Origin of the sequence: Archangium violaceum Cb vi76, assembly GCF_000733295.1 — a bacterium.
GTDB lineage: Bacteria > Myxococcota > Myxococcia > Myxococcales > Myxococcaceae > Archangium > Archangium violaceum.
In genome coordinates this window covers 48106-69789 of the sequence record NZ_JPMI01000227.1, presented here as the reverse complement: position 1 = coordinate 69789, position 21684 = coordinate 48106, and the positions used below count along the sequence as shown (strand labels likewise).

At 69.0% G+C, this 21684-nt stretch carries 17 protein-coding genes and 2 tRNA genes; 6 read left to right on the top strand and 13 right to left on the bottom strand.

Annotation, left to right across the window (positions count from 1 at the left end; genetic code table 11):
• Nucleotides 1-5: 5 nt before the first annotated feature.
• From Q664_RS30335 to Q664_RS30320, 4 genes are all read right to left on the bottom strand, one after another.
• The gene (locus Q664_RS30335; RefSeq protein WP_043403516.1) at nt 6-851 is read right to left on the bottom strand and encodes an NAD(+)/NADH kinase; all 846 of its coding nucleotides are present in this window, start codon (nt 849-851) and stop codon (nt 6-8) included.
• Nucleotides 852-1040: 189 nt separating this feature from the next.
• Nucleotides 1041-2519: a sigma-54-dependent transcriptional regulator gene (locus tag Q664_RS30330; protein ID WP_043403515.1), complete on the bottom strand. Its 1479-nt coding sequence runs from the start codon at nt 2517-2519 to the stop codon at nt 1041-1043.
• The gene (locus Q664_RS30325) at nt 2516-4075 is read right to left on the bottom strand and encodes a response regulator (RefSeq protein ID WP_200883787.1); all 1560 of its coding nucleotides are present in this window, start codon (nt 4073-4075) and stop codon (nt 2516-2518) included. Before Q664_RS30325 ends, Q664_RS30330 begins: the two co-directional genes overlap by 4 nt.
• Before the next feature lie 210 nt (nt 4076-4285).
• Nucleotides 4286-5128: a GGDEF domain-containing protein gene (locus tag Q664_RS30320; RefSeq protein WP_235216939.1), complete on the bottom strand. Its 843-nt coding sequence runs from the start codon at nt 5126-5128 to the stop codon at nt 4286-4288.
• Nucleotides 5129-5377: 249 nt separating this feature from the next.
• On the opposite strand from Q664_RS30320, the gene Q664_RS30315 reads away from it, so the two are divergent.
• Nucleotides 5378-6172 (top strand): glycosyltransferase family 2 protein, encoded by a 795-nt coding sequence (locus Q664_RS30315; RefSeq protein ID WP_043403513.1) that lies wholly within the window; start codon nt 5378-5380, stop codon nt 6170-6172.
• Nucleotides 6135-7049, top strand: coding sequence for a carbohydrate deacetylase (locus Q664_RS30310; protein WP_052518862.1), 915 nt, complete (start codon nt 6135-6137; stop codon nt 7047-7049). The genes Q664_RS30315 and Q664_RS30310 overlap by 38 nt, the downstream gene beginning before the upstream one ends.
• On the opposite strand, the gene Q664_RS30305 is transcribed toward Q664_RS30310, so the two are convergent.
• Both Q664_RS30305 and Q664_RS30300 read right to left on the bottom strand, forming a co-directional pair.
• Nucleotides 6998-7690, bottom strand: coding sequence for a class I SAM-dependent methyltransferase (locus Q664_RS30305; protein WP_043403512.1), 693 nt, complete (start codon nt 7688-7690; stop codon nt 6998-7000). The genes Q664_RS30310 and Q664_RS30305 overlap by 52 nt on opposite strands.
• The gene (locus Q664_RS30300) at nt 7687-8814 is read right to left on the bottom strand and encodes a mannosyltransferase family protein (protein ID WP_043403511.1); all 1128 of its coding nucleotides are present in this window, start codon (nt 8812-8814) and stop codon (nt 7687-7689) included. The genes Q664_RS30305 and Q664_RS30300 overlap by 4 nt, the downstream gene beginning before the upstream one ends.
• A gap of 161 nt (nt 8815-8975) precedes the next feature.
• Between Q664_RS30300 and Q664_RS30295 the strand changes: the two genes are divergently transcribed.
• Entirely contained in the window at nt 8976-10895 is a 1920-nt protein-coding gene (locus Q664_RS30295) for a CocE/NonD family hydrolase (protein ID WP_043403551.1), read from the top strand.
• Nucleotides 10896-10949: 54 nt separating this feature from the next.
• Here the strand turns inward: Q664_RS30295 and fadJ are convergent, their stop codons facing one another.
• The 5 genes from fadJ to hemE form a co-directional block, all read right to left on the bottom strand.
• Nucleotides 10950-13187, bottom strand: coding sequence for a fatty acid oxidation complex subunit alpha FadJ (gene fadJ / locus Q664_RS30290; RefSeq protein WP_043403510.1), 2238 nt, complete (start codon nt 13185-13187; stop codon nt 10950-10952).
• On the bottom strand, nt 13187-14491 hold the full coding sequence (fadI, locus tag Q664_RS30285; protein WP_043403509.1) for an acetyl-CoA C-acyltransferase FadI: 1305 nt from the start codon (nt 14489-14491) through the stop codon (nt 13187-13189). The genes fadJ and fadI overlap by 1 nt, the downstream gene beginning before the upstream one ends.
• Before the next feature lie 125 nt (nt 14492-14616).
• Nucleotides 14617-15189 carry a hypothetical protein gene (locus Q664_RS30280; protein ID WP_043403508.1) on the bottom strand — a complete coding sequence of 191 codons (573 nt, stop codon included), beginning with the start codon at nt 15187-15189 and terminating at the stop codon, nt 14617-14619.
• A complete protein-coding gene (locus tag Q664_RS30275) occupies nt 15189-15683 on the bottom strand; it encodes a hypothetical protein (protein WP_063934778.1) in 495 nt (164 codons plus the stop codon). Before Q664_RS30275 ends, Q664_RS30280 begins: the two co-directional genes overlap by 1 nt.
• 146 nt (nt 15684-15829) lie before the next feature.
• Nucleotides 15830-16867, bottom strand: coding sequence for a uroporphyrinogen decarboxylase (gene hemE / locus Q664_RS30270; RefSeq protein ID WP_043403506.1), 1038 nt, complete (start codon nt 16865-16867; stop codon nt 15830-15832).
• A gap of 193 nt (nt 16868-17060) precedes the next feature.
• Between hemE and Q664_RS30265 the strand changes: the two genes are divergently transcribed.
• From Q664_RS30265 to Q664_RS30255, 3 genes are all read left to right on the top strand, one after another.
• Nucleotides 17061-17132, top strand: a tRNA-Val gene (locus Q664_RS30265).
• A gap of 34 nt (nt 17133-17166) precedes the next feature.
• Nucleotides 17167-17243 (top strand) — tRNA-Asp (locus Q664_RS30260).
• Nucleotides 17244-17415: 172 nt separating this feature from the next.
• Nucleotides 17416-17883, top strand: coding sequence for a hypothetical protein (locus Q664_RS30255; protein ID WP_052518860.1), 468 nt, complete (start codon nt 17416-17418; stop codon nt 17881-17883).
• 45 nt (nt 17884-17928) lie between these two features.
• Here Q664_RS30255 and Q664_RS52880 read toward each other — a convergent pair whose 3' ends face one another.
• Complete coding sequence (locus Q664_RS52880) at nt 17929-19152, bottom strand: cytochrome c peroxidase (protein ID WP_052518859.1); 1224 nt, start codon at nt 19150-19152, stop codon at nt 17929-17931.
• A 225-nt stretch (nt 19153-19377) separates the two neighbouring features.
• Nucleotides 19378-21483: an ELWxxDGT repeat protein gene (locus Q664_RS52875; protein WP_052518858.1), complete on the bottom strand. Its 2106-nt coding sequence runs from the start codon at nt 21481-21483 to the stop codon at nt 19378-19380.
• Nucleotides 21484-21684 lie beyond the last annotated feature (201 nt).

The following is a 21684-nucleotide window of genomic DNA, read 5'->3' as shown; positions in this document are numbered from 1 at the left end:
CCGCGCTACCGCTCGCCCCAGTGGAGCTTCTGCCGGAGGATGGTGAAGTAGCCCACGCGGGTGTTGCGCACCAGGTTCACCCGGTTGGGCGAGCGCACCACCTCGATGCTGTCGCCGCACTGCAGGCCGTGGCCCGTCTGCCCGTCCAGCGTGAGGAAGGTGTCCGCCGTATCGCTGGCCAGGGTGATGCGGATGGTCCGGTCCGCCGGCACGATGATGGGGCGGTGCGTGAGCGCGTGCGAGCAGATGGGCGTCAGTACCGTGCAGTCCACCGAGGGGTGCACGATGGGCCCTCCCGCGGACAACGAGTACGCGGTGGAGCCGGTGGGCGTGGACAGGATGACGCCGTCCGCCTTGTACGTGGCGATGGGCACGCCCTCGACGGACACCTCGTGGTCCGCGATGCGCGCCAGCGCGCCCTTGTTGATGACCACGTCGTTGAGGACCTCGTCCTGCACCAGCACCTTGCCGTCGCGCACCAGCCGGGAGCAGAGCTTCATCCGCGAGTCCGTCTTGAAGCGGCCGGCGAGCACCTCGTCCAGGGCGAGGAACAGCTCCTCGACGGGGATTTCCGTCATGAAGCCCAGGCTGCCCAGGTTGACGCCGAGAATCGGCGTGGGGCGTCCGTCCAGCAGCCGGGCCGCGTGGATGAGGGTTCCATCTCCACCCAGCACCACCACCAGGTCCGCCCGGGTGGCCAGCTCGCGGTCCTCCACCCGGGGCCAGCCGAGCGTATGGGCCAGGAGCCGGTCTCCCAGCACCTCATGGGTGGGGTAGCGCTCCCGGATGCGAGCGGCCAGCTCCGCCGCCTCGGGCTTGTCCTTCTTCGCGACGAGCAACAGGGTCTGCACGATGGGTCCAGGTTCTAGTCCAGGCGGCCAGGGGGGCGCTGGACGAAATGGCCGCTTCGATGACCCTGTGACAGGACCCGGTGGCCTCGAGCGGGAGCTGGCCGAGCGCTACGAGGACATCCAACGCCAGCTCGCGGAGCGCTCCCGCGAGCCGGGGGAGGAAGGCTGAGCGGCCTCAGCCCTCGACACTCAGGAGGCGGCCTCCAGGGCGTCGTCGTCGCCGTCGCCGTCCTTGCCGCGCTTCATGGAGCGCCCGGCCACCTCGTACTGCTTGAGCAGGCGGCGGAAGTTGGAGCGGTCCACGCCCGCGGCGCGCGCGGCGCTGGAGACGTTGTGGTTGTGCTTCTCGAGCAACGCCGTGAGGTAGCGCCGCTCGAAGGCGCGCATGGCCAGCCGCTTCGCCTGGGCGTACGGCAGGTGCGCCAGGCTGAACACCTCCACCTGGGCCCCGGCCTGCGGCGCGTCCTGGAAGCCCGGCGGCAGGTCGTCGACCTCCAGCACTTCCTTGGAGGTGAGCACCACCGCGCGCTCGATGACGTTCTCCAGCTCGCGCACGTTGCCCGTCCACCGGTTGCAGGTGAGGGCCTCCATGGCGCGCGGCGAGAAGCCCGTCACCCGCTTGCCCACCTTCACCGCGTACAGCTTGAGGAAGTGGTGCGCCAGCAGTGGCACGTCCTCGGGCCTGTCCCGCAGCGGCGGCAGATCAATGGTGATGACGTTGAGCCGGTAGAACAGGTCCTCGCGGAACTTGCCCTGCTCCTTGGCCCGGTTCAGGTCCACGTGCGTGGCGGCGATGACGCGCACGTCCACCTTCACCGGCTCGTTGGCGCCCACGCGCTTGACCTCGCCCTCCTGGAGCACGCGCAACAGGCGCACCTGGGTGGCGGGAGGCACGTCGCCAATCTCGTCCAGGAAGATGGTGCCGCCGTCGGCCGCCTCGAAGAGGCCCTTCTTGTTGGACGTGGCCCCGGTGAAGCTGCCCTTCACGTGGCCGAACAGCTCGCTCTCCAGCAGCGTGTCCGACAGCGCCGAGCAGTTGACGGCCACGAAGGGCTTGTCCTTGCGCGCGCTGCGGTAGTGGATGGCCCGGGCCACCAGCTCCTTGCCCGTGCCGCTCTCGCCCTGCACGAGCACCGTGGCCGTCGAGTGGCTCACCGTCTCCACCAGCTTGAAGACGCCGCGCATCTGCGACGACTGGCCGATGAGCTCCTCGAACTGGTTGCGCGCGGTGAGCGCCTCCTCCAGCGCCCGCGCCCTGTCTCGCAGCGCCTTGCGCTCGGCGGCCTTGGCCACCGTCATGCTCACTTCGTCGATGTTCTCGAAGGGCTTGGTGAGGTAGTCGTACGCGCCGGCCTTCACCGCCTCCACCGCCGTCTCCACGGTGGCGAAGGCCGTCATCATGATGACCTCCACGTCCGGCCGTGCCGCCTTGATTCCGCGCAGCAGGTCCATGCCGGACAGGTTGGGCATCTTGATGTCCAGGACGGCCACGTCGATGGACGGATCCTTCGCCGCCGTCAGGCCTTCCACGGCGTCGTCGATGGAGACGACCTGGTAGTCCTCCCGCTTGAGGATGGACGTGACCGCCTTGAGGACGATCGGATCATCATCCACGACCAGGATCTTGGCGCGCCTGGCGCCGGGGGCAGCAACTGGCTGTGGCGTCATGGCAACCTCTCCAACTGCAGGGGAATGGGGATGTAGACGGTGAAACGCGAGCCCTCACCCATCTGGGTGTCCACCTTGATGATGCCGCCGTGGTCCTCGACGATGCGGTAGGCGATCGACAGGCCCAGGCCGGTGCCCTGGCCGGGCGGCTTGGTGGTGAACGACGGCTCGAAGATGTGGCCCAGGTAGCGCTCCTCGATACCCGTGCCCGTGTCGGCGACGCGGAAGTAGCACCGGTCGCCCTCCTTCCCCGTCTCCAGGCACAGCACGCCCCCCGCGGGAGGCAGCGCGTGCAGCCCGTTCTGCAGCAGGTTGAGCATCACCTGCGACAGCTGGCTCGGGTCTCCGAACAGCTCCGGAAGCTCCGGCGCCAGGCGCAGCTCCAGCTTCACCTTGGAGTACGCCTTGAGCTGGGCCCCGAAGAGCACCGCCGAGTCCTCCGCGCACTTGTTGAGCTGGAAGGCCCGGCGATCCTCCGTCCGGCTGTGGCGGCTGAACTTCAGGAGGCTCTCCACGATGCGCTTGCAGCGCAGCGCGCTCTCCTCGATGAGGTCCAACGACTCCAGATCCGAGGCGTTGCGGCCCTCGTCGCGCTTCATCAACTGCGCGAAGGCGAGGATGCCGCCCAGCGGGTTGTTGATTTCATGCGCCACGCCGCCGGCGAGCTGGCCCACCGCCGCCATCTTCTCCGTGTCGATGAGCCGGCGCGTCATCTCGCGCTCGTCGCTGATGTCCCGGTAGGAGCACACGGCGCGCCCCTCGGTCGTCAGCGGGTAGGCCGCCATGGCGTAGGTGCGCCCCCGCTGGCTGATCTCCGCGCGCGCGCCCTTGCCGCTCTCCAGCGCCTCGGGCAGCGGACAGCCCGGACACGGCGTGTCCCGGTCGAACAGCAGCTTGTGGCACAGCGGCTCCGCGCCCTCCTCGGACAGCTCGGACAGCGGCTCCTTGAGCCTGTCCCCGGACAGGTCCGAGTACGCCCGGTTGGCGCGGCGCACCCCGAAGTCCCGGCGCACCACCGCCAGCGGCGTCTCGATGGAGTCGAACGACAGCTCCCACTCGCGCTTGGCCTGGCTCAGCAGGTGTGTGCGCAGCGCCACGCGCGTCTCCAGCTCCGCGTTGAGCCGCCGCAGCTCCTCGTTCTGCTGCTGCGTCACCCGCAACAGCCGCTCGTTCTCCGCCTGGAGCGCGTACTGCTCGAAGGCGCTCTTGACCGTCAGCACCAGATGGCTGTCGTTCCAAGGCTTGGAGATGAACCGGAAGATCTCCGACCGGTTGATGGCCTCCTCGATGGCCTGCTGATCCGCCTGTCCGGTGAGCATGATGCGCTGGGCCCGCGGCACCTGCGCCTTCACCCGGCTGAGAAACTCCACGCCGTTCATGCCCGGCATCCTGAAGTCGGAGATCACCACCTCGGGCGTGAAGCGTTCGAGGGCCTTGAGGCCCTCCTCCGCATCAGAGGCCGTCTCGATCTGCCAATCGCCGCGACGGAGCACCCGCCGGATGGACTTCAGGATGTATTCCTCGTCGTCCACCAGCAGCAGCCGACCGCGTGGCACCGCTCCCTGTGTCTGCGCCAGTTCCAGTGGCAACCTCGTCCTGGGTCCGAGACCCGAGCATTTGCAATGACGCTGCCAACGTCCGCCACCTCGCAAACCCCATTGATACCGGGTGCTTCCGCACCCGGGGCTTGCGACCACCCTGGGTCCCTCCATACCCCGACCCATGAATCGGGTCAATGTTGACCCACTCCGAGTACGGGAAGTGGGCTAGCGAGGGGTGAGTCTGTCGAAGGGAGAGGAGGCGACGTAGAGGCAGATGCGATTCCGGCCCTCATCCTTGGCGCGGTAGAGGGCCTGGTCGGCGGCACGCACCAGCAACTCCGCGCTGCTGACGGCGTGGTGGGGAAAGGTGGAGACACCCAGTGAGGCGGTGACACGCAGGGTGCGCTGGGGGCCGGTGTGCAGCTGGCCCAGCTCGCGCCAGACGCGCTCGGCCACGGTGAGGGCGCCGGCCAACGGGGTGCGCGGCAGGAGGATGGCGAACTCCTCGCCGCCATAGCGGGCGAGCAGGTCCGTCTCGCGCACGCTGCGCTGCAGGGAGCCCGCCACGTCGCACAGCACGATGTCACCCACCTGGTGGCCGTGGGTGTCGTTGAAGGCCTTGAAGTGGTCCAGGTCGATGAGGATGAGCGACAGCGTGTCGTCGTAGCGCTGGGCGCGGCGGAACTCCTCGCGCAGCCGCTCCTGGAAGTAGCGGTGGTTGTGGACGCCGGTGAGGCCGTCGGTGACGGACAGGCGCTCCAGGGAGGTGACGCGGGTGAGCAGCTCGTTGACGCGCTGGCGCTCCCGGAGGCAGCGCTCCATCCGGGCCATCAACTCCTCGGGCCCCACCGGGGTGCAGACCACCTCGGCCCCCAGGCGCAGCACGGCCACGACGGCGGCGCGCTCCTCCGCGGGCACCAACGCGATGATGCCGGGACCGGACCCATTGTCGTCCCGGGCCATCAAATGCTGCAGCAACGCGCGCGAGGGCGCGCCGGCGGGACCCAGGGCGAGGAGCACGAGATCCGTCTCGGCGAGGCGCCGCTGCGCCTCGGGTCCGGCCGACACCAATCGGACGGAGAACCCCCCTTGCTCCAGAGTGCTTGCCAGCTCGGCCTGCCGCTCGGGCACTTCGTCCACCAACAGAATGAGGCGCCTGTCTCCCACATCTATCCCCGAAACCAACCCAAGCCCTCACGCTACCACGGCCGAGCGCGGAGTCGCGACCGTTGGATTGCGCTTGCCCCGCGATGTTTGATAGCCACCCCGCCTGCTTCCGCCACGCCTGTCACAGGGGCACATCGCCGAGGTCACCTCGTGGGTAAATCTCCCAGCATCAGCCTCTTCTTTCCCGCCTGGAACGAGGAGGACTATGTGGAGCGCTCGGTCGCGCGAGCCATGGAGGTGCTCCCCCGGCTGACGGATGACTTCGAAATCATCATCGTCAACGACGCCTCCACGGACCGCACCCAGGAGATTTGCGAGGAGATGGCCTCGCGCATCCCCCAGCTCCGGGTCATCACGCACCCGGTCAACCTGAAGCTGGGTGGGGCCATGCGCACGGGCCTGTCCGCGTCCACCAAGGACATCGTGGTGTACTCGGACATCGATCTGCCCTTCGACTTGAAGGAGCTGGAGCGGGCGCTGCACCTGATGAAGTACCTGGAGGCGGACATGATCTGCGCCTTCCGGTTCGACCGCACGAGCGAGGGGCCCAAGCGCATCGTGTACTCCTTCGCCTACAACCTGCTCATCCGGACGCTGTTCGGTGTGCACGTGAAGGACATCAACTTCAGCTTCAAGGTGATGCACCGGCGGGTGCTGGAGGCGGTGGAGCTCAACAGCCAGGGCTCCTTCATCGACGCGGAGCTGGTGGTGAAGGCCATCCACCAGGGCTTCAAGGTGTTCCAGATGGGGGTGGACTACTTCCCGCGCACGCGGGGGGTGTCCACGCTGTCCTCGCCCGCCGTCATCGCGAAGATGGTGCGGGAGCTGATGAAGCTGTACCCGGAGACGCGCCATCCGCAGGCGGCGAAGCGCCCGGTGCGGCTGCCGCCGTCGGTGGCCCCGCTGCATGGCTCGGCGCGCGAGAAGGCGCGCGGCCACGGGTAGCGAGGTGGGACGGGCACGCACACGCCTCGTCGTCAACGCGGATGACCTGGGGCTGCACCCGGCGCTGGACGCGGGCATCTTCCGGGCGCACCGCGAGGGCATCGTCACCAGCGCGACCGTGCTGGTGAGCGGCCCGAGCGCCCGGGAGGCGGTGCCCGAGGCCCGGAAGCGCGGCCTCGCCCTGGGCGTCCACCTGGCCTTCTGTACCCGGTTGCCCCCGGCGGCGCCCGCCTCGCACGTGCCCACCATGGCTCCGGAGGGGCGCCTGCGCGGGAGCTGGGCGGACTTCGCGCGGGCCTGGCTCACCGGACAGGTGCGCCGCGAGGAGCTGGAGCTGGAGCTGGCCGCGCAGGTGCGGCGCGCGCGGGAGCTGGGCGCGGAGGTGGACCACCTGGACGGCCACCAACACCTGCACCTGCTGCCCGGAGTGCGCCCGCTGGTGGAGGCCCTGGCACTCCGGGAGGGGCTGCCCCTGCGCTGGCCGGACCGGCTGCCGCGGATGTCGTGGCTGAGGGCTCCCGGGCCGGCGGTGAAGACGTCCCTGCTGTCGCTGCTGGCCCGGAGCGCGCCGGGGCCGCTGCCGGGAGTCCGGCGGGTGAGCGCGGGTGGCATCTTCGAGGCGGGCCAGCTCACCGAGTCCGCCCTGCTCTCGCTGCTGGAGTCGCTGCCCCCGGGAGACTTCGAGCTGGGCTGCCACCCGGGCGAGGGCCGCCCGCACGTGCCGGAGGATCCGGCGTGGACGTACGGCTGGCAATCCGAGCTGGACGCGCTCACCAGCCCCCGGGTGAGGGCCCGGCTCGAGCAGCTCGGGGTGGAGCTCACCACCTACGGCGCGCTGGAAGCCGCTCCGTCTCCGGCGGTGGCCTCCGCCACATAGAGGATGTGGGGCGTGGAATAGCCCGCCCCCAGCTCCACCGTCTCGCGCGGGGTGAAGCCGGCCTGACGCAGCAGGGCCTCCATCGCCTCGCGAGGCTGGAGCACCAGCGCGCCCCCGGCCTTCGTCCGGCCGAGCAGCTTCACCATCACCACCTCCTGGGCGAGGCACTTGTAGTGCTTCCAGGAGTGGTCCCCCTCGGCCTCCTTCAGGAGGAGCCGCCCCCCGGGACGCAGCAGCCGCCGGGCCTCGCGCAGGAAGCCGGGCCAGCGCTCCACGGGGAGCAGGTAGAGGACGTCGCTCACCACCACCGCGTCGAACTGGCCAGGGAGCCGCTCGGCGAGCGACTCCACGGTGCCCACCTCGGCCTTCACGTTGGGCAGACGGCCGGGGCCGCTCCGGGCCCACTCGATTTTGCGTGGGTCGGGATCGACCCCATGCACGATGCGCCGGGAGTCGCCCAGGGCCAGGAGGGCGGAGAGCAGGCCGTGGCCACAACCCACATCGGCCACCGTGCCGCCGGAGGGCACGCGGGAGGCAACGGCCTCGAGCGGGGCGGAGAAGGCCCGGGCGTGCACGTGGAAGCGCTCGCTCAACGGGAGGTGGGAGAACAGCGCCAGGGCGGGGGCGAGAGGAGCGTTCACGAGATGTAGTGGTCCAGGCCGAAGGCGGCCGACAGGAGGACGAGCGACACGGCGCCCACGGCGAGGAGGCCCTGGCGCACGCGCGGGTGCTCGCGCAGCAGCAGCGCGAGGGTGAGGAAGAGGGGGAAGGCGGAGATGAGGTAGCGCCCCATGCCCATGAAGTCCTTGGTGGTCACCGTGGGGATGCCCACCAGCACGGCGCAGTACACGCCATAGCCCCACCCGAGCTTCCGGAAGGTGGGCCGCACCAGCGCGAGCGCGCCCAGCGTCAACAGCGCGTGGAGGCACAAGCGCAGGCGGGTCTCCGCGTTGGAGCCGGGAAGGAACACGGTCTTGAACCAGGACAGCTTCAGCAGGGAGCGCCAGCCGGGCTCCTGACCCCACCCGGCCTGGGCCTCGGCGAAGGCGAAGGGCGCGCCGAACTGCTTGTCGAGGTAGAGCATGTAGAGGAGGAAGCCGAGGGCGGACAGCACGGGCAGGAAGTCGAGCGCGGTCCAGCGCTCTCCCCTCTCACGCTTCCACTCGAGCCTGCGGGCCAACAGGCCGAGCACCACCGCGGGCGCCACGGGCCGCGCCGCCGTCGCCACCGCGCCGAGCAGCACGGCCAGCCCCAGGTGTCCCTTCTCCAGCAGCAGGAAGGCGCCCACCACCAGCAGGAGGAAGAGCGCGTCGGAGTACATCACCCCGTAGAGGAAGAAGGTGAAGGGGTAGAGGGCGAGCAGCAACGAGGCCTGGAGCGCGAGGGGCTCCTCCGCCCGGAAACGCGCCCAGCGCAGGAAGAGGAGGAGGGCGAGCGGTCCACACAACAAGGTGACGAGCACCCCGGCCTGGTACACGTCCGGCCCGAGCGCCTGGACGGCGCGGATGGCCAGCGGGTAGAGCGGGAAGAAGGCCACGGAGCTCTGCTCGCCGGGCGTGAAGCTGTAGCCCTCCTGGGCGATGCGCATGTACCAGCTGGAATCCCAGCCCACCCAGCCCATGACGACGTACTCGTCGAGCCCCACCACGGGAGCCTGGGGATTCTTGTGGTGGAAGCGCCAGGCGGCGAGCCCCCCCGACACGGCACAGGCCAGGACGGCGGCCAGGATGACGAGGGCCAGGGTACGGGACGCGGAGCGGGACATGCGGCGCAGGCATCGTCCAGAAAGGCGCCGGGGTCAAGGACGGAACCTGGACATGGAGTGCGAGGGCGCTCCCGCCCCACGAGCACGAGACGGCGCTTTCCGCATCGCCCCCCCTTCGCCGACAATGCCCGCCTTCCCCCACAGGAGAGTGCATGCACCTCATGTTCCGCAGCCTCATGGTGCTCGTGCTTGTCGCGCTCGCCGGTCCCGCGAGGGCCCAGGCCGCGAAGCCCCAGACGCCCAACGCCGCATCCGAGCGCGCCGACTACATCCGCTCGCGCTACACCAAGTTCGAGTACCGCGTTCCCACGCGAGATGGGACGAGGCTCTTCACGTCCGTCTACATCCCCAACGACGCGAGCCCCCACAAGCGCTACCCCATCCTGCTCACGCGCACGCCCTACACGGTGGCGCCGTACGGGCAGGACCGGTACGCGCGCGGGCTCGGGCCCACCGCCGAGTACGAGAAGCAGGGCTTCATCTTCGCCTTCCAGGACGTGCGCGGCCGCAACATGTCCGAGGGCGAGTTCATCAACGTGCGCCCGCACCTGGCGAAGAAGAGCGGGCCCAAGGACATCGACGAGAGCACCGATACGTACGACACCATCGAGTGGCTGCTGAAGAACGTGCCGGGCCACAACGGCCGCGTGGGCCAGTGGGGCATCTCGTATCCGGGCTTCTACGCGTCGGCGGGCGCCATCGACTCGCACCCGGCGCTCAAGGCGGTGTCGCCGCAGGCCCCCATCGCCGACTGGTTCTGGGACGACATGCACCGGCATGGCGCCTTCAACCTGGCGCTCTCGTTCAACTTCTTCTCCGGGTTCGGCAAGCCCCGGCCCCAGCCCATCGTCAAGGAGCACTGGGACCGCTTCGAGCACGGCACGCCGGACGGCTACCAGTTCTTCCTCGACCTGGGCCCGCTGTCCAACGCGGACACGCGCCACTTCAAGGGCGACATCGCCTTCTGGAAGGACATCGTCGCGCACCCCAACTACGACGCCTTCTGGCAGGCGCGAAACCTCCTGCCGCACCTGAAGAACATCAAGGCCGCGGTGATGGTGGTGGGCGGCTGGTACGACACCGAGGACCTGTACGGCCCGCTGCGCACCTACGCCGCCATCGAGAAGCAGAACCCGGGCATCACCAACACGCTCATCATGGGCCCATGGCCGCACGGCGGCTGGACGCGCGGGGACGGCTCCGGGCTCGGCGACGCCGACTTCGGCTTCCGCACGAGCGCGCTCTACCAGGAGCTGGAGCTCGCCTTCTTCAAGCACCACCTCAAGGGAGGCGACAAGCCGGAGCTGCCCGAGGCCCTGGTGTTCGAGACGGGCGCCAACCGCTGGCGGCGCTTCGACACGTGGCCGCCCAAGGGCGTGCGCGAGGCGCGGCTCTACTTCCAGCCGAAGGGCGGCCTCACCTACTCCGCGCCCACGGCCGTCGAGGAGTCCTTCGACGAGTACGTGAGTGATCCCAGCAAGCCGGTGCCCTACACCACGGAGCTGACGACGGGCTGGGCCAAGAACTACATGACGGAGGACCAGCGCTTCGCCTCGCGCCGGCCGGACGTGCTCGTCTACCAGACGGAGCCGCTGGAGAAGGACCTGACGTTCGCGGGCCCGCTGGAGGCCGAGCTGTGGGTGTCCACCACGGGGACCGACGCGGACTGGGTGGTGAAGCTGGTGGACGTCAACCCGGGCAAGATGCCCGGCCCGGTGTGGGGCGAGCAGGAGGAAGACAAGCGCAACCGGGGAGGCCAGCAGACGCTGGTGCGCGGCGAGCCGTTCCGCGGCCGCTTCCGCGACAGCTACAGCGAGCCCAAGCCCTTCAAGCCGGGCGAGGTGACGAAGGTGCGCTTCGTCATCAACGACGTCTTCCACACCTTCGAGCGTGGACACCGGGTGATGATCCAGGTGCAGTCGAGCTGGTTCCCCTTCATCGACCGGAACCCGCAGACCTTCGTGCCCAACATCTTCGAGGCGAAGGAAGAGGACTTCGTGCGCGCCTTCCACCGCGTGTACCGCTCGGCGGCGCACCCCAGCTCGCTCAAGGTGGGCGTGCTGCCCGCGGTGGACGACTGACACGGACGGGAGGGCGGGGAGCACACGAGCCCCCTGCCCTCCCCTGCCTCGTGACTAGCGCGGGTAGAACGTCTTGCCCGCCTTCACCATCTCCACGAGGGACGGCGCGGGGGTGAAGCGCTCGCCGAACTTGTCCTGGAAGTGCTCCAGGCGCCGCAGCAGCTCGGCGGGGCCGAGGCTGTCCGCGTAGCGGAAGGGACCTCCGAGGAACGGCGGGAAGCCGAGCCCGAAGATGGCGCCCACGTCGCCGTCCCGCGCGCTGCGAAGAATCCCCTCGCCCAGGCAGCGCACGGCCTCGTTCACCATCTGGAGGGCGCACCGCTCGGCCATCTCGCGCGCGTCGAGGCTCTTGCGGTTCTTCCCGTGCGGCAGGAGCTCGTAGACGGTGGGGTCCACCTCCTTCTTCTTGCCGTCGTAGGTGTAGAAGCCCTTCTTGTTCTTGCGGCCGAGCCGTCCGTCGGCCACCACCTTCTCCAGGGCGCGGGGCGCGGCCATGCGCTTGCCGAAGGCGGACTCCATGATGGGGCCCACCTTCTGCGCCACGTCGATGCCCACCTCGTCCAGCAGGGTGATGGGGCCCACGGGGAAGCCGAACTCCACGAGCGCCTTGTCCAGCTCGGCGATGTCGGCGCCATCGGCCAGCAGGTGCGCGGCCTCGTTCATGTACGGCGCGAGGATGCGCGAGGTGTAGAAGCCCGGCCCGTCGTTGACGACGATGACCGTCTTGCCCTGCTTCTTGCCCACCTCCACGCAGGTGGCCGTCACCCAGTCGGCGGTCCCCTTGTGGGTGATGATCTCCAGCAGCGGCATCTTGTTCACCGGGCTGAAGTAATGCATGCCGATGACCTGGGCGGGCCGCTTGGAGCCCTTGGCCAGATCGGTGATGGGGATGCTGGAGGTGTTGGAGGCGAAGATGCAGTCCTCGCGGGTGACGGCCTCCACCTCGCCGATGATGCGATGCTTGAGGGCCAGGTCCTCGAAGACGGCCTCGATGACCACGTCCACGCTCTTGAAGCCCTCGTAGCCGGTGCCGCCGGTGACGAGCGCCATCTTCGCGGCCGCCTCGCGCCACGTGAGCGAGCGCTTCTTCACCCGCTCATCGTAGAGCCCCTGCACCTGCTTGAGGGCCCGGCCCACGCCCGCGTCGTCCTTGTCCTTCACGCGCACCGGCACGCCCTGCAGCGCCGAGCTGACGTAGGCGATGCCGCCGCCCATCAGCCCTCCGCCGAGCACGCCCACCTTCTTCACCTCGTGGGGCTTCACGTCCGCGCTGGCCGTGCCGTTCTCCTTCTTGAGCGCGGTGGTGGCGAAGAAGATCTCCACCAGCCGCTTGGAGACGTCGGACACCACCAGCTCGCCGAAGAACTTCGCCTCGGCCTCCAGGCCCGCCGCGCGGCCGGACTCCACGCCGATGCGGATGGCCTCGAGCGCCTTCTCCGGCGCCGGGTACTTGCCGCGCGTCTTCTTGCGCAGCTGCTTGCGCGCCTGGTCGAAGAGGATCTTCCGGCCCACCGGGTTGTCCTCGAGCGCGACCTCGGTCCACATCTCCTTGTTGGTCAGCCCCAGCAGCAACCCACCCAGGCCCTTCTTGCCCTGCTGCGCCACCGCCTTGAGGCCCTGGCCCCGGGGACGCTCCACCTTGAGCATGCCCTCGGCCAGCTCGCGGGCGCGCCGCACGGCCAGGGCGCGGAGGATGGGCGCGGGCACCACCTCGTCCACCAGGCCCAGCTTCTTCGCCTTGGACGGCTTCACGTTCTTGCCGGTGAGGATGAGGTCCAGCGCGGCCTGCACGCCGATGAGGGCCGGCAGCCGCTGGGTGCCACCCGCGCCGGGGATGAGGCCCAGCTGCACCTCGGGCAGCCCGAGCGTCGTCTTCGGGCTGTCGGTGGCGATGCGGTAGTCACAAGCAAGCGCCCACTCCAGGCCGCCGCCCAGACACGCACCGTGGATGGCCGCCACCACCGGCTTGGAGAACGCCTCCAGCCGATCGAAACCCTGCTGCCCCTGACGCGAGGCGGCGGTGGCCTCGGCGGCGGACTTGAGCGTCTGGAGGAAGTCGATCTTCGCTCCAGCCACGAAGCTGTCCTTCTTGCCGGAGGTGAAGACGACCGCCTTCACCGCGGGATCCTTCTCCGCGCGGGTGAGCAGGTGGGCGAACACCTCGCCCGTGTCCGGGGAGAGCGTGTTCACCGGCTCGCCCGGCAAGTCCAGCACGAGGAGCGCGACACCGTCCTCGACCTGGTAGGTGAAGCCCTGCTTCGCCTCGAGCTCCTGAGCAACCATGGCAGCCATCACGCACGCTCCAGGACCACCGCGGCTCCGAGGCCACCGGCGGCGCAGACGGTGCACAGCACCGTGTTCTTGTTCTGACGCTTCAGCTCATGCAGGGCCTGGGTGACGATGCGCGCCCCCGTGGCCCCGAAGGGATGGCCGATGGAGATGGAGCCACCCGACAGATTGAGACGCGTGCGGTCCACCTCGCCCACCGGCGCGCTCCAGCCGGCCTTCCGGGCGAACTCCTTGGAGGCCAGCGCCTGGATGTTGCTCGCCACCTGGGCGGCGAAGGCCTCGTGCATCTCCACGAGGTCGATGTCCGAGAGCTTCATGCCCGCGCGCTCCAGCGCGATGGGGGCCGCGTACGCCGGGCCCTGGAGCAGCTGGTCCCCGGGATCGGTGGCGGCATAGGCATGGGCGCGCAGGTAGCCGAGCGGCTCCAGGCCGAGCGCCTTCGCCTTCTCCTCGCTCATGAGCAGCAGCGCGGCGGCGCCATCGGTGAGCGGCGAGGCGTTGCCGGCGGTGACGGAGCCGTACTTGCGATCGAACACGGGCCGCAGCTGGGAGAGGGCCTCCAGGCTGGTGTCCTCGCGGACGATGTTGTCCTTCTGCGACACCTTCTCGTACCTGGGCGGCACCACCACGTGCATCACCTGGGCGTCGAAGAAGCCCTCCTTCCAGGCGCGCGCGGCGTTCTGGTGCGAGGTGAAGGCGATGGAGTCCTGCTCCTGGCGGGAGATGCCGTTCTCCTTGGCCATCTTCTCGGCGCTCTCGCCCATGGTGAGGCCGGTGGAGTACTCGGCGATGGCCGGGGGCACGGGCACCAGATCTCTCGGCTTGAGCGTCTGGAAGGCCTTGAGCTTCTCCGGGAGGCTGCGGGCCTTGGAGGCGGCCACCAGCGCCTGGGCCAGCGGACGGCTGGTGAAGATGGGCGCGTCCGACATGGACTCGGTGCCACCCACGAGCACCACGTCCGCCTCGCCCACCGAGATGGCATTGGCCGCCGTCGTCATGGCCTGGATGGAGGTGGCGCAGGCGCGAGCCACGGTGAACGCTTCAATCTTGCGCGGCAGCCCCGCGGCCAGCACCACCTCGCGCGCGATGGACGGCGCGGTGAGTGTCGGGATGACCTGGCCGAACACCACCTGGTCTATCTCCTGGGGATCGATATCCGCGCGCTGCACCAGCTCCTGGACCACCATGCGGCCCAGGTCCAGCGCGGTGAGCTTCGCGAAGTCAGTACCTGCCTTCACGAAGGGCGTCCGCAATCCGCGGACGATGGCCACCCTGCGGTGACCGTGACGCTGCTTCTCGCGAGCCATGTGTGCCTCACCTTCCCGACGTAGGTGAGGCGCATCTAATGGGCCGTGTCGCATCGCGTCAATGGAAGATTGATTCCAGAGTCAACGAGGTGAACCCTGGGCCTCCCGGCCCCTCGGTGGGCGGCTCAGGGAGCGGTGCCCGGCTGTTGAGCAGCCAACTTCCCGAGGAGGAACTCCTCCAGGGGACGGAGCTCCGGGGCGACGGCCCACAGCGAGGACAGGTCCGCCTGGTCGAGCCGACGCCGCAGGGCCTCGGGGAAGGGCTGCTCGCCCGCCTGCGCGAAGATCTCGGCGAGCACTTTGTTGGGCTCGTAGCGGCCCCGGATGAGCTGCTCGAACGAGGGGCTCACCGGCAGCAGGGGGCGCAGCAGGTGCTCGTCCCGGAAGAGGAACACGGCGATCTCGGGCGCGATCGGCAGGATGAGCCATTCACTGGGAGGCGCTGCCTGCTCCAGGAACAGATGCACCCAACCGCACTGCTCCGCGATCAGCTCCGGAGAAAACGTCTGGGCATCGCGCATCACGGCCACGGGCACCCGCTCCTCGAAGAGGATCTGCCGCGCCAATCTCGAGGTTCCGATATTGCCATCGGTCGAAAAGATCTGAATGCCCCGCCCCCTCAGACGGGGATGACCCTCCACCAGACGCCGCATGAGCTTCCCAGCCACGTCTCCTGGGGTCACGATGGTCACACTCATCACTCATTCCTCCCGTCTGGCGGTTTCACTTCCGCGAACCCCATCTCCACCGCATGCCGCAGCTTCCTCCTCATCCCCTCGAGGAGCCGATGACCTCGGAGAGCCTGCTCGAGCTCCTCGCATTCCCACAGCAGCACATCGGGCGGTGGCAGCATCTCCATCAACGAGGAGGCGGGCTCCGAGATCTTGCCCATGCACAGCAGCGCTCCAATGGTGGTTCGCGGCCGGCGCAGGAGCTGGGACTTCAGCTTGACGATGGCCAAGGCATCTACCGGAATGGTCATGTCCTTGCACTCTACCAGACAGGACACCCCATCGAAATAGACCACCCCGTCGATCTGCTCCAGGAGGACACCGTTCCGGTAGACCCGGTACGGCCAGGTCACCTCGGCGCCTTCCAACTGGAACGCCCTCAAGAGGAGGTACTCCAGCAGCACCCCGGCGGGCCACTCGGGGGGCGAGACTCCCGCCCGAAGGCCCTGCCACAGCTCCAAACGCCTGGATGATCGAGCGCGAGCACCCTGCGTTGGTACTCGCCGCCCCTGCCCTCGTCTGTCACGGCCCCGCCCCCTTCCCCGACCCTCCATGCCACCCTACCGGGTGCCCCTGACATCCCCGGCCGACTCACGGGGTCACGTCATCAGGTGCCCTGGCGGAGCGCGACCCCGTGCTTGTGCACGGCGTCCACCATGAACTTCGCGGCGTCCGGATCCGTGGGCGGGAGGATGCCGTGGCCCAGGTTGAAGATGTGCCCCACGGGCCCGGCGCGGCGGAGGATGTCCACCACGCGCTGCTCCAGCTCCTCGTGCGGCAGGAAGAGGTGGAGCGGATCCAGGTTGCCCTGCACCGCCACATCGGGCCCGAGCACGCGCCGGGCCTCGTCGATGGGCGTGCGCCAGTCCTGCCCGACCACATCCGCGCCGGTGCGCTTGAGCAGCGGCAGGTGGTTGGACATGCCAGTGCCGAAGACGATGACGGGCACGCCCTTGGCCTGCACCTCCTTCACCATGCGCGTGAGGTACGGCAGGCAGAAGCGCTCGTAGTCCCAGGGCGACAGCTCCCCGCCCCACGAGTCGAAGATCTGCACGATGCTCGCGCCGGCCTCCACCTGCATCAGCAGGTACGGGATGAGCGTGCTCGTCAGCTTCTCGAAGAGGGTGTGGACGAGCTTGGGCTGCTCGAAGAGGAGCCGCTTGATGAGGATGTAGCTCTTGGAACCGCCGCCCTCGACCATGTACGCGGCGAGGGTGAAGGGCGCGCCGCAGAAGCCGATGACGGGCACCGAGTCGTTGAGCGCGCGGCGGGTGCGGCGGATGGCCTCGGCGACGAAGCCGGTGCCCTGCACGGGGTCGGGCACCCCCAGCCGCTCGATGTCCGCGGCGGTGCGCACGGGGTTGGGGAAGTGCGGCCCCTTGTCCCCGAGCTCCAGCTCGATTCCCATGGCCTCCACGGGGATGAGGATGTCCGAGAAGATGATGGCGGCATCCACGCCCAGCCGGGTGACGGGCTGGACGGTGACCTCGGCGGCGAGGTCCGCGTTCTTGCACAGGTCGAGAAAGCCGATGTTGCCGCGGATGGCGCGGTACTCGGGGAGGTAGCGGCCGGCCTGGCGCATGAGCCACACGGGGGTGGTGTCAGTGGGCTGGCGGCGGGCGGCTCGCAGGAGACGGTCGTTCAAGGGGTGGGCTCCGTGTCTGCCCCGGCTCCCTCGGGGAGTGGGCGCGGGGGCGAGGGTTGTCAGGAGCCATCGCCAGGGTCAACGCTCGTGTCAGGGGGGCTCGGAATGATTCGTCCGTCCAAAACGTATGCTTGACAGTGACGGGCGTGGCCGATACAAGCCCGCCCCGTCGCAACGCGGTGACGCAAGCGAGGGGCGGATAGCTCAGCGGTAGAGCGTCGCCCTTACAAGGCGAGGGTCACAGGTTCAATCCCTGTTCCGCCCAAGCAGTAGTCGTGGTAGCGAAAGAGCGGTGTCGTGGGGAGTTAGTTCAGTTGGTTAGAACGCCGGCCTGTCACGCCGGAGGCCACGGGTTCAAGTCCCGTACTCCTCGCCAATAGAAGGGCCCGGAATCGCAAGGTTCCGGGCCCTTCGCCTTTTCGCACCCACCTGCCCTTCCGGCTACGACGAGACCCCACTCCGGCGGTCACCTCCTGACGCAGAACGATTCAGGTTGTACCCTGGAAGGGCGCTCCACTACCTTGCGCGTGGAATCAGGAGAGGAGCGCATGGACGAGGAGTCACTCCGAAGGAAGCTCGCCGCCATCGAGTCCCTCTTCGCCGGGGCCACTACGCTGGGAGAGCGCGAGGCCGCGGAAGCCGCGCGTGACCGCATCCTCGCCAGGTTGAAGGCAGCCAACGAGGCTCAGCCCGCGGTGGAGTACCAGTTCTCGCTGGCGGACGAGTGGCAGCGCAGACTCTTCGTCGCCCTGTTGCGCCGGTACGGTCTGGAGCCCTATCGCTACCGGGGGCAGCGGCGCACCACGGTCATGGTGCGGGTACCCGAGCGGTTCGTGAAGGAGACCCTCTGGCCGCAGTACCAGCAGCTCTCCGCGACCCTGCGTGGCTGGTTGGAAGAGGTGGCCGAGCGCGTCATCCGTGAAGTGCTTCAGGCGGAAGGAGGCGGGCTCGAGGAGAAGGTCGCCCCCCCTCGGCTGGACGCGGGCGGACGTGGGCCCGCGACTCCCACGGACTGAGCCCCCGGCCCCACGTCTCACGGCAACGGAGTCCCCGCTCCCGGCTCAGGGAGGGTCGGTGCGCGCGGAGGCCGGAGCCTTCCGGGAGGAGCGGCGGGTGGCGTCCAGCAGGGCCTTGCGTGCCGTTCGCAGCGCCCGGCGATCCTCGTCGTTGGGTGGACGGGTGAAGGCTGGACGCGCCGCCGCGAGGAAGGGCTCGAGCGAACGTGTTCCCTTCAGCTCGTCCTCCAGCTCGCGCATCACCGTCTCCAGCGTGAGCCTCCAGACGAGCGGGTCCTGCGAGTAGGGGCCCTCCAACACCAGGTCGACGAAGGACAGCGAGAGGGCCACCCGGCGATCGCGCCGGTCGGGCTCGTAGGGGTCCGCCTCGTCGCCAATGGTCTCCAGGTAGGCGGAGAGGTCCTTCCGCTCGTCCGCGGAGAGCCCGAGGCCGAGCATCTTGTCCACCTCGACGAGCGCCTCGGGAATGGTGCGCGCCCGGGCATCGTGGAGGTACGGCGGCGTGTGGACGAGCCCCAGGAGCGTCGGGGTGTCATAGCGCTCGCGCTGGCTGCCAAGCACGTGCACCTTGCCATCCGTGAAGCCCAGCTCCGGTGGGTGGCAGGTGGCGCACGAGTCCCCGTCCAGCACGGGGCGCGGGAGGAAGAACGCGGCCTCGCCACGCTGGGCGGCCTCGCTCGCGCCGGGGGCGAGCCTCCCACGAGGGCCCAGCTTCGGGTTGGGCAGCGGATCCAACTGGTTGAGGAAGGCGACGAGCGCGTCCATGAGGTGGCCGGGCACCTCGGGCACGGCGAACTCGCCGACGATGACGTTGCGCACCTGCTCGCGCAGGCTGTACGTGCGGCCATCGAGCGGGTACGGCGCGGTGAACCGGATGCCTCGCAACGTGGGCACCACGTGCGCGTTGAGGATGCCGTCATCCCCGGTGGGCGAGAAGTACGAGACGGTGAGGTCGATGCTCCCGGGCACCATGTACGAGTGCTCGGTGAAGACGGTGGGATTGGTGGCGCCGTGGGGGTGGCACGAGTGGCAGGACACGCCCATCCGCACGCTCAGCGGCCCGAGCACCCGGGGCGCGTGGAAGAGCATCTCGCCGAGCAGCACCGCCCAGGGAGTGCGCCGGCCACCGTCCGTGTCGCCGGGCAGATTCACCCAGGGCAGCGTGCTGGCGGGGCCGCGGTTCTCCGGGGCGGACTCGAAGCGCAGCGCCCGGCGGGGCACCCTGGGCGGCAGGGGAATCATGTTCCGGCCCTCGAAGGTGACCGGCATCGCCACCATCTCCTCGAATGTCAGCGGCTTCGGCCCTGGTTGGGGTGCCGAGGAACCGAGGGCCACTGCGAGTCCGAACGCCAGCACGGGAAGCATTGCCGGGAGTATAGGGCATCCCCCAGCGTGTCTGGCATGAACGCAAATCCTTCGTTACGACTCCAACTCCCCTACCCTGGCGCGCGGTGCGGGACACAGCACCGCGCGCCTCTTCGAAGAAGGAGCTCGTCAGCGCCCAGGGCAGCGCAGAGCCGACACGGGGAGACTCCACAGCTCGCCGCCGGTGCGACCATCATCGGCGGAGAAGAGCACCTGGGAGCCCAGACGCGTGAAGTCCTTGGGCTCCGAGGCGCCTCTTCCAGGGCGGATGTCATCGAGCTGCCGCGTGCTCTTCTCCGTACCCGCGCTCGTCCACGGCTCGCGGCCATGTGCCCCATCCGTGGCGGAGAACACCAACACCCCAGCGATGGCGGTCAGCCGCTCCGGGGAGGAGCTCGCGGAACCACGCGCGATGTCCTTGACCAGCCGCGTGCTGGAGGCCGTCCCCGCGCTCTTCCACAGCTCGACGCCACGGCGGCCGTCATCGGCGGAGAAGAAGAGCATGCCATCCACCGCGGTCCCCCACCGGATGCCGGAGTCGTCGGGTCCCGGGTGGATGTCCTTCACCAGCGACGCGCCCTCCCCGGCGTCCTCGGTCCGCCACAGCTCATCTCCGTGCTCGGGATCCCTCGCGGCGAAGAAGAGCACTCCACCCACGGCGGTCAGCTCATGCGGTGAGGACCCTTCCACACCCGGGAAGATGTCCGCGACCCGTCGGGTGCCCGCCGCCGTCCCATCGGTCCTCCACAACTCCGCGCCCTCGCCGGGACTCCCGGAAGCGCTCAGGAAGAGCACGTCGCCCAGGGGCGTCAGGGAGGAGGTGTCCAGGAGCCCGGGGACCTGCACCGTGCCCTCCGGAGTCCCATCGCTGACCCACAGCTCGTGGAACCTGGCCGGGACATTGAAGAAGAGCCGTCCGCCCGCCGCGGTCAGTGAGCCCGCCAGCGAGCTTTCGAGACCCGGAATGACGTCCTTGACCATCACCGTGCCCTCGGTCGTGCCATCCGTCTTCCACAGCTCCAGCCCATGGGTCTCATCGCTCGCGGAGAAGTAGAGCGAGTCGCCCAGGGGGGTCAGGAAGTTCACGAAGCCGGGCTCGGCGCCGGGCCCGATGTCCTTGACCATCACCGTGCCCTCGGCCGTGCCATCCGTCTTCCACAGCTCCAGCCCATGGACCCCATCATTGGCGGTGAAATAGACGGCGTCCCCGAACCTCACGAAGCGCTGGGGCGTGTCCAGGAACGCCGACGTCACCTCGAAGATTCCGCCCAACGGCCCGGGCCAGATGTCCTTGACCAGCCCCGTGCCCCCGGTCCTGCCATCCGTCTTCCACAGCTCGAAGCCATGGCGCCCATCATCGGCCATGAAGAGCAACACCCCGTCGAGCTCCACGAAGTCGTACTCGGAAGGCGCCTGGCCGGTGATTTCGCGCGTGGAGCCGGTGGGGCCCGGGTAGATGTCCTTCACCCGGGTGGCACCGCCGCAGGAGCCCGGTGGGCCCGAACGTGAGGAACGCACCCAACGCGGATCGGCCTCGTCCGGCGTGGGCAGGGCCCCGAGCTGACCATCCGCGTCGCGCGGTCCCAGGTCGTCCGTCTCCTGCCCGGAGCCCTCGTTGAAGCTCCAGGCGCCAGCCAACCGCTCCTGGCACCCGGGACGGGAGTCCTCCATGTCCTCGCGGAGCTCGGAGGAACCGCGAACCTTCGTCCAGATGCGCAGCTCGTCGAGGACCCCCTCGAAGGCGCGCTCGTTGGGAGCAAGCCCATCCGGGTTGGACTCGAAGCCGAGCTGGAGCGGCTCCGTGTTGCCAAGCTCCGCTCTGGAAAACACGCCCTCGGCATCCAGCTTGCCATCGATGTAGATGCGCGTGCGCCCCGAGGAGGCATCACGCGTGATGGCCACGTGGTGCCACTGCCCATCGTTGACCACCCGTTGGCCAAACAGGGGCTGGTCCGCCGTCCCCGTGGGATTGCCGTTGTTGAAGACGATCCGCCCGTGGCGCAGGACGACAGCCCAGTCGGGCTGGACCTCTCCGGGGATGTCCTTGTCGATGAGCCAGTCGGCGTCGTGCCAGGCCTCCCCGCCATACGTGGAGGTTGTCTGGATCCAGAACGTCAGGGTGAGGTGCTTCCCAAGCGCGAGCGAGCTGCTCTCTGGGATTCGCACGAAGCCTGGCCGGCCTCCCTCGCCGAACAGCAGCGCGAAGTCCTCCTTCCGCTGATGAGCCGCTCGCATTTCCAGTTCCGACTCTCCAAGTTCCTCCCGCGCGGAACTGGAGTCTTCCTCACGGGTCGGTCCGCAAGCTCCCAGCAGCGCACAGGTGAGTACCAGGCACGGTATCCAGGCAAGGCTCGGGCCTTGCCGTTGTCGGGTCTTCATGAATGTTCCCCCCTCGGGGAGCCAGACGGCTCCCACCGCGAAGCTCTACACGGCACT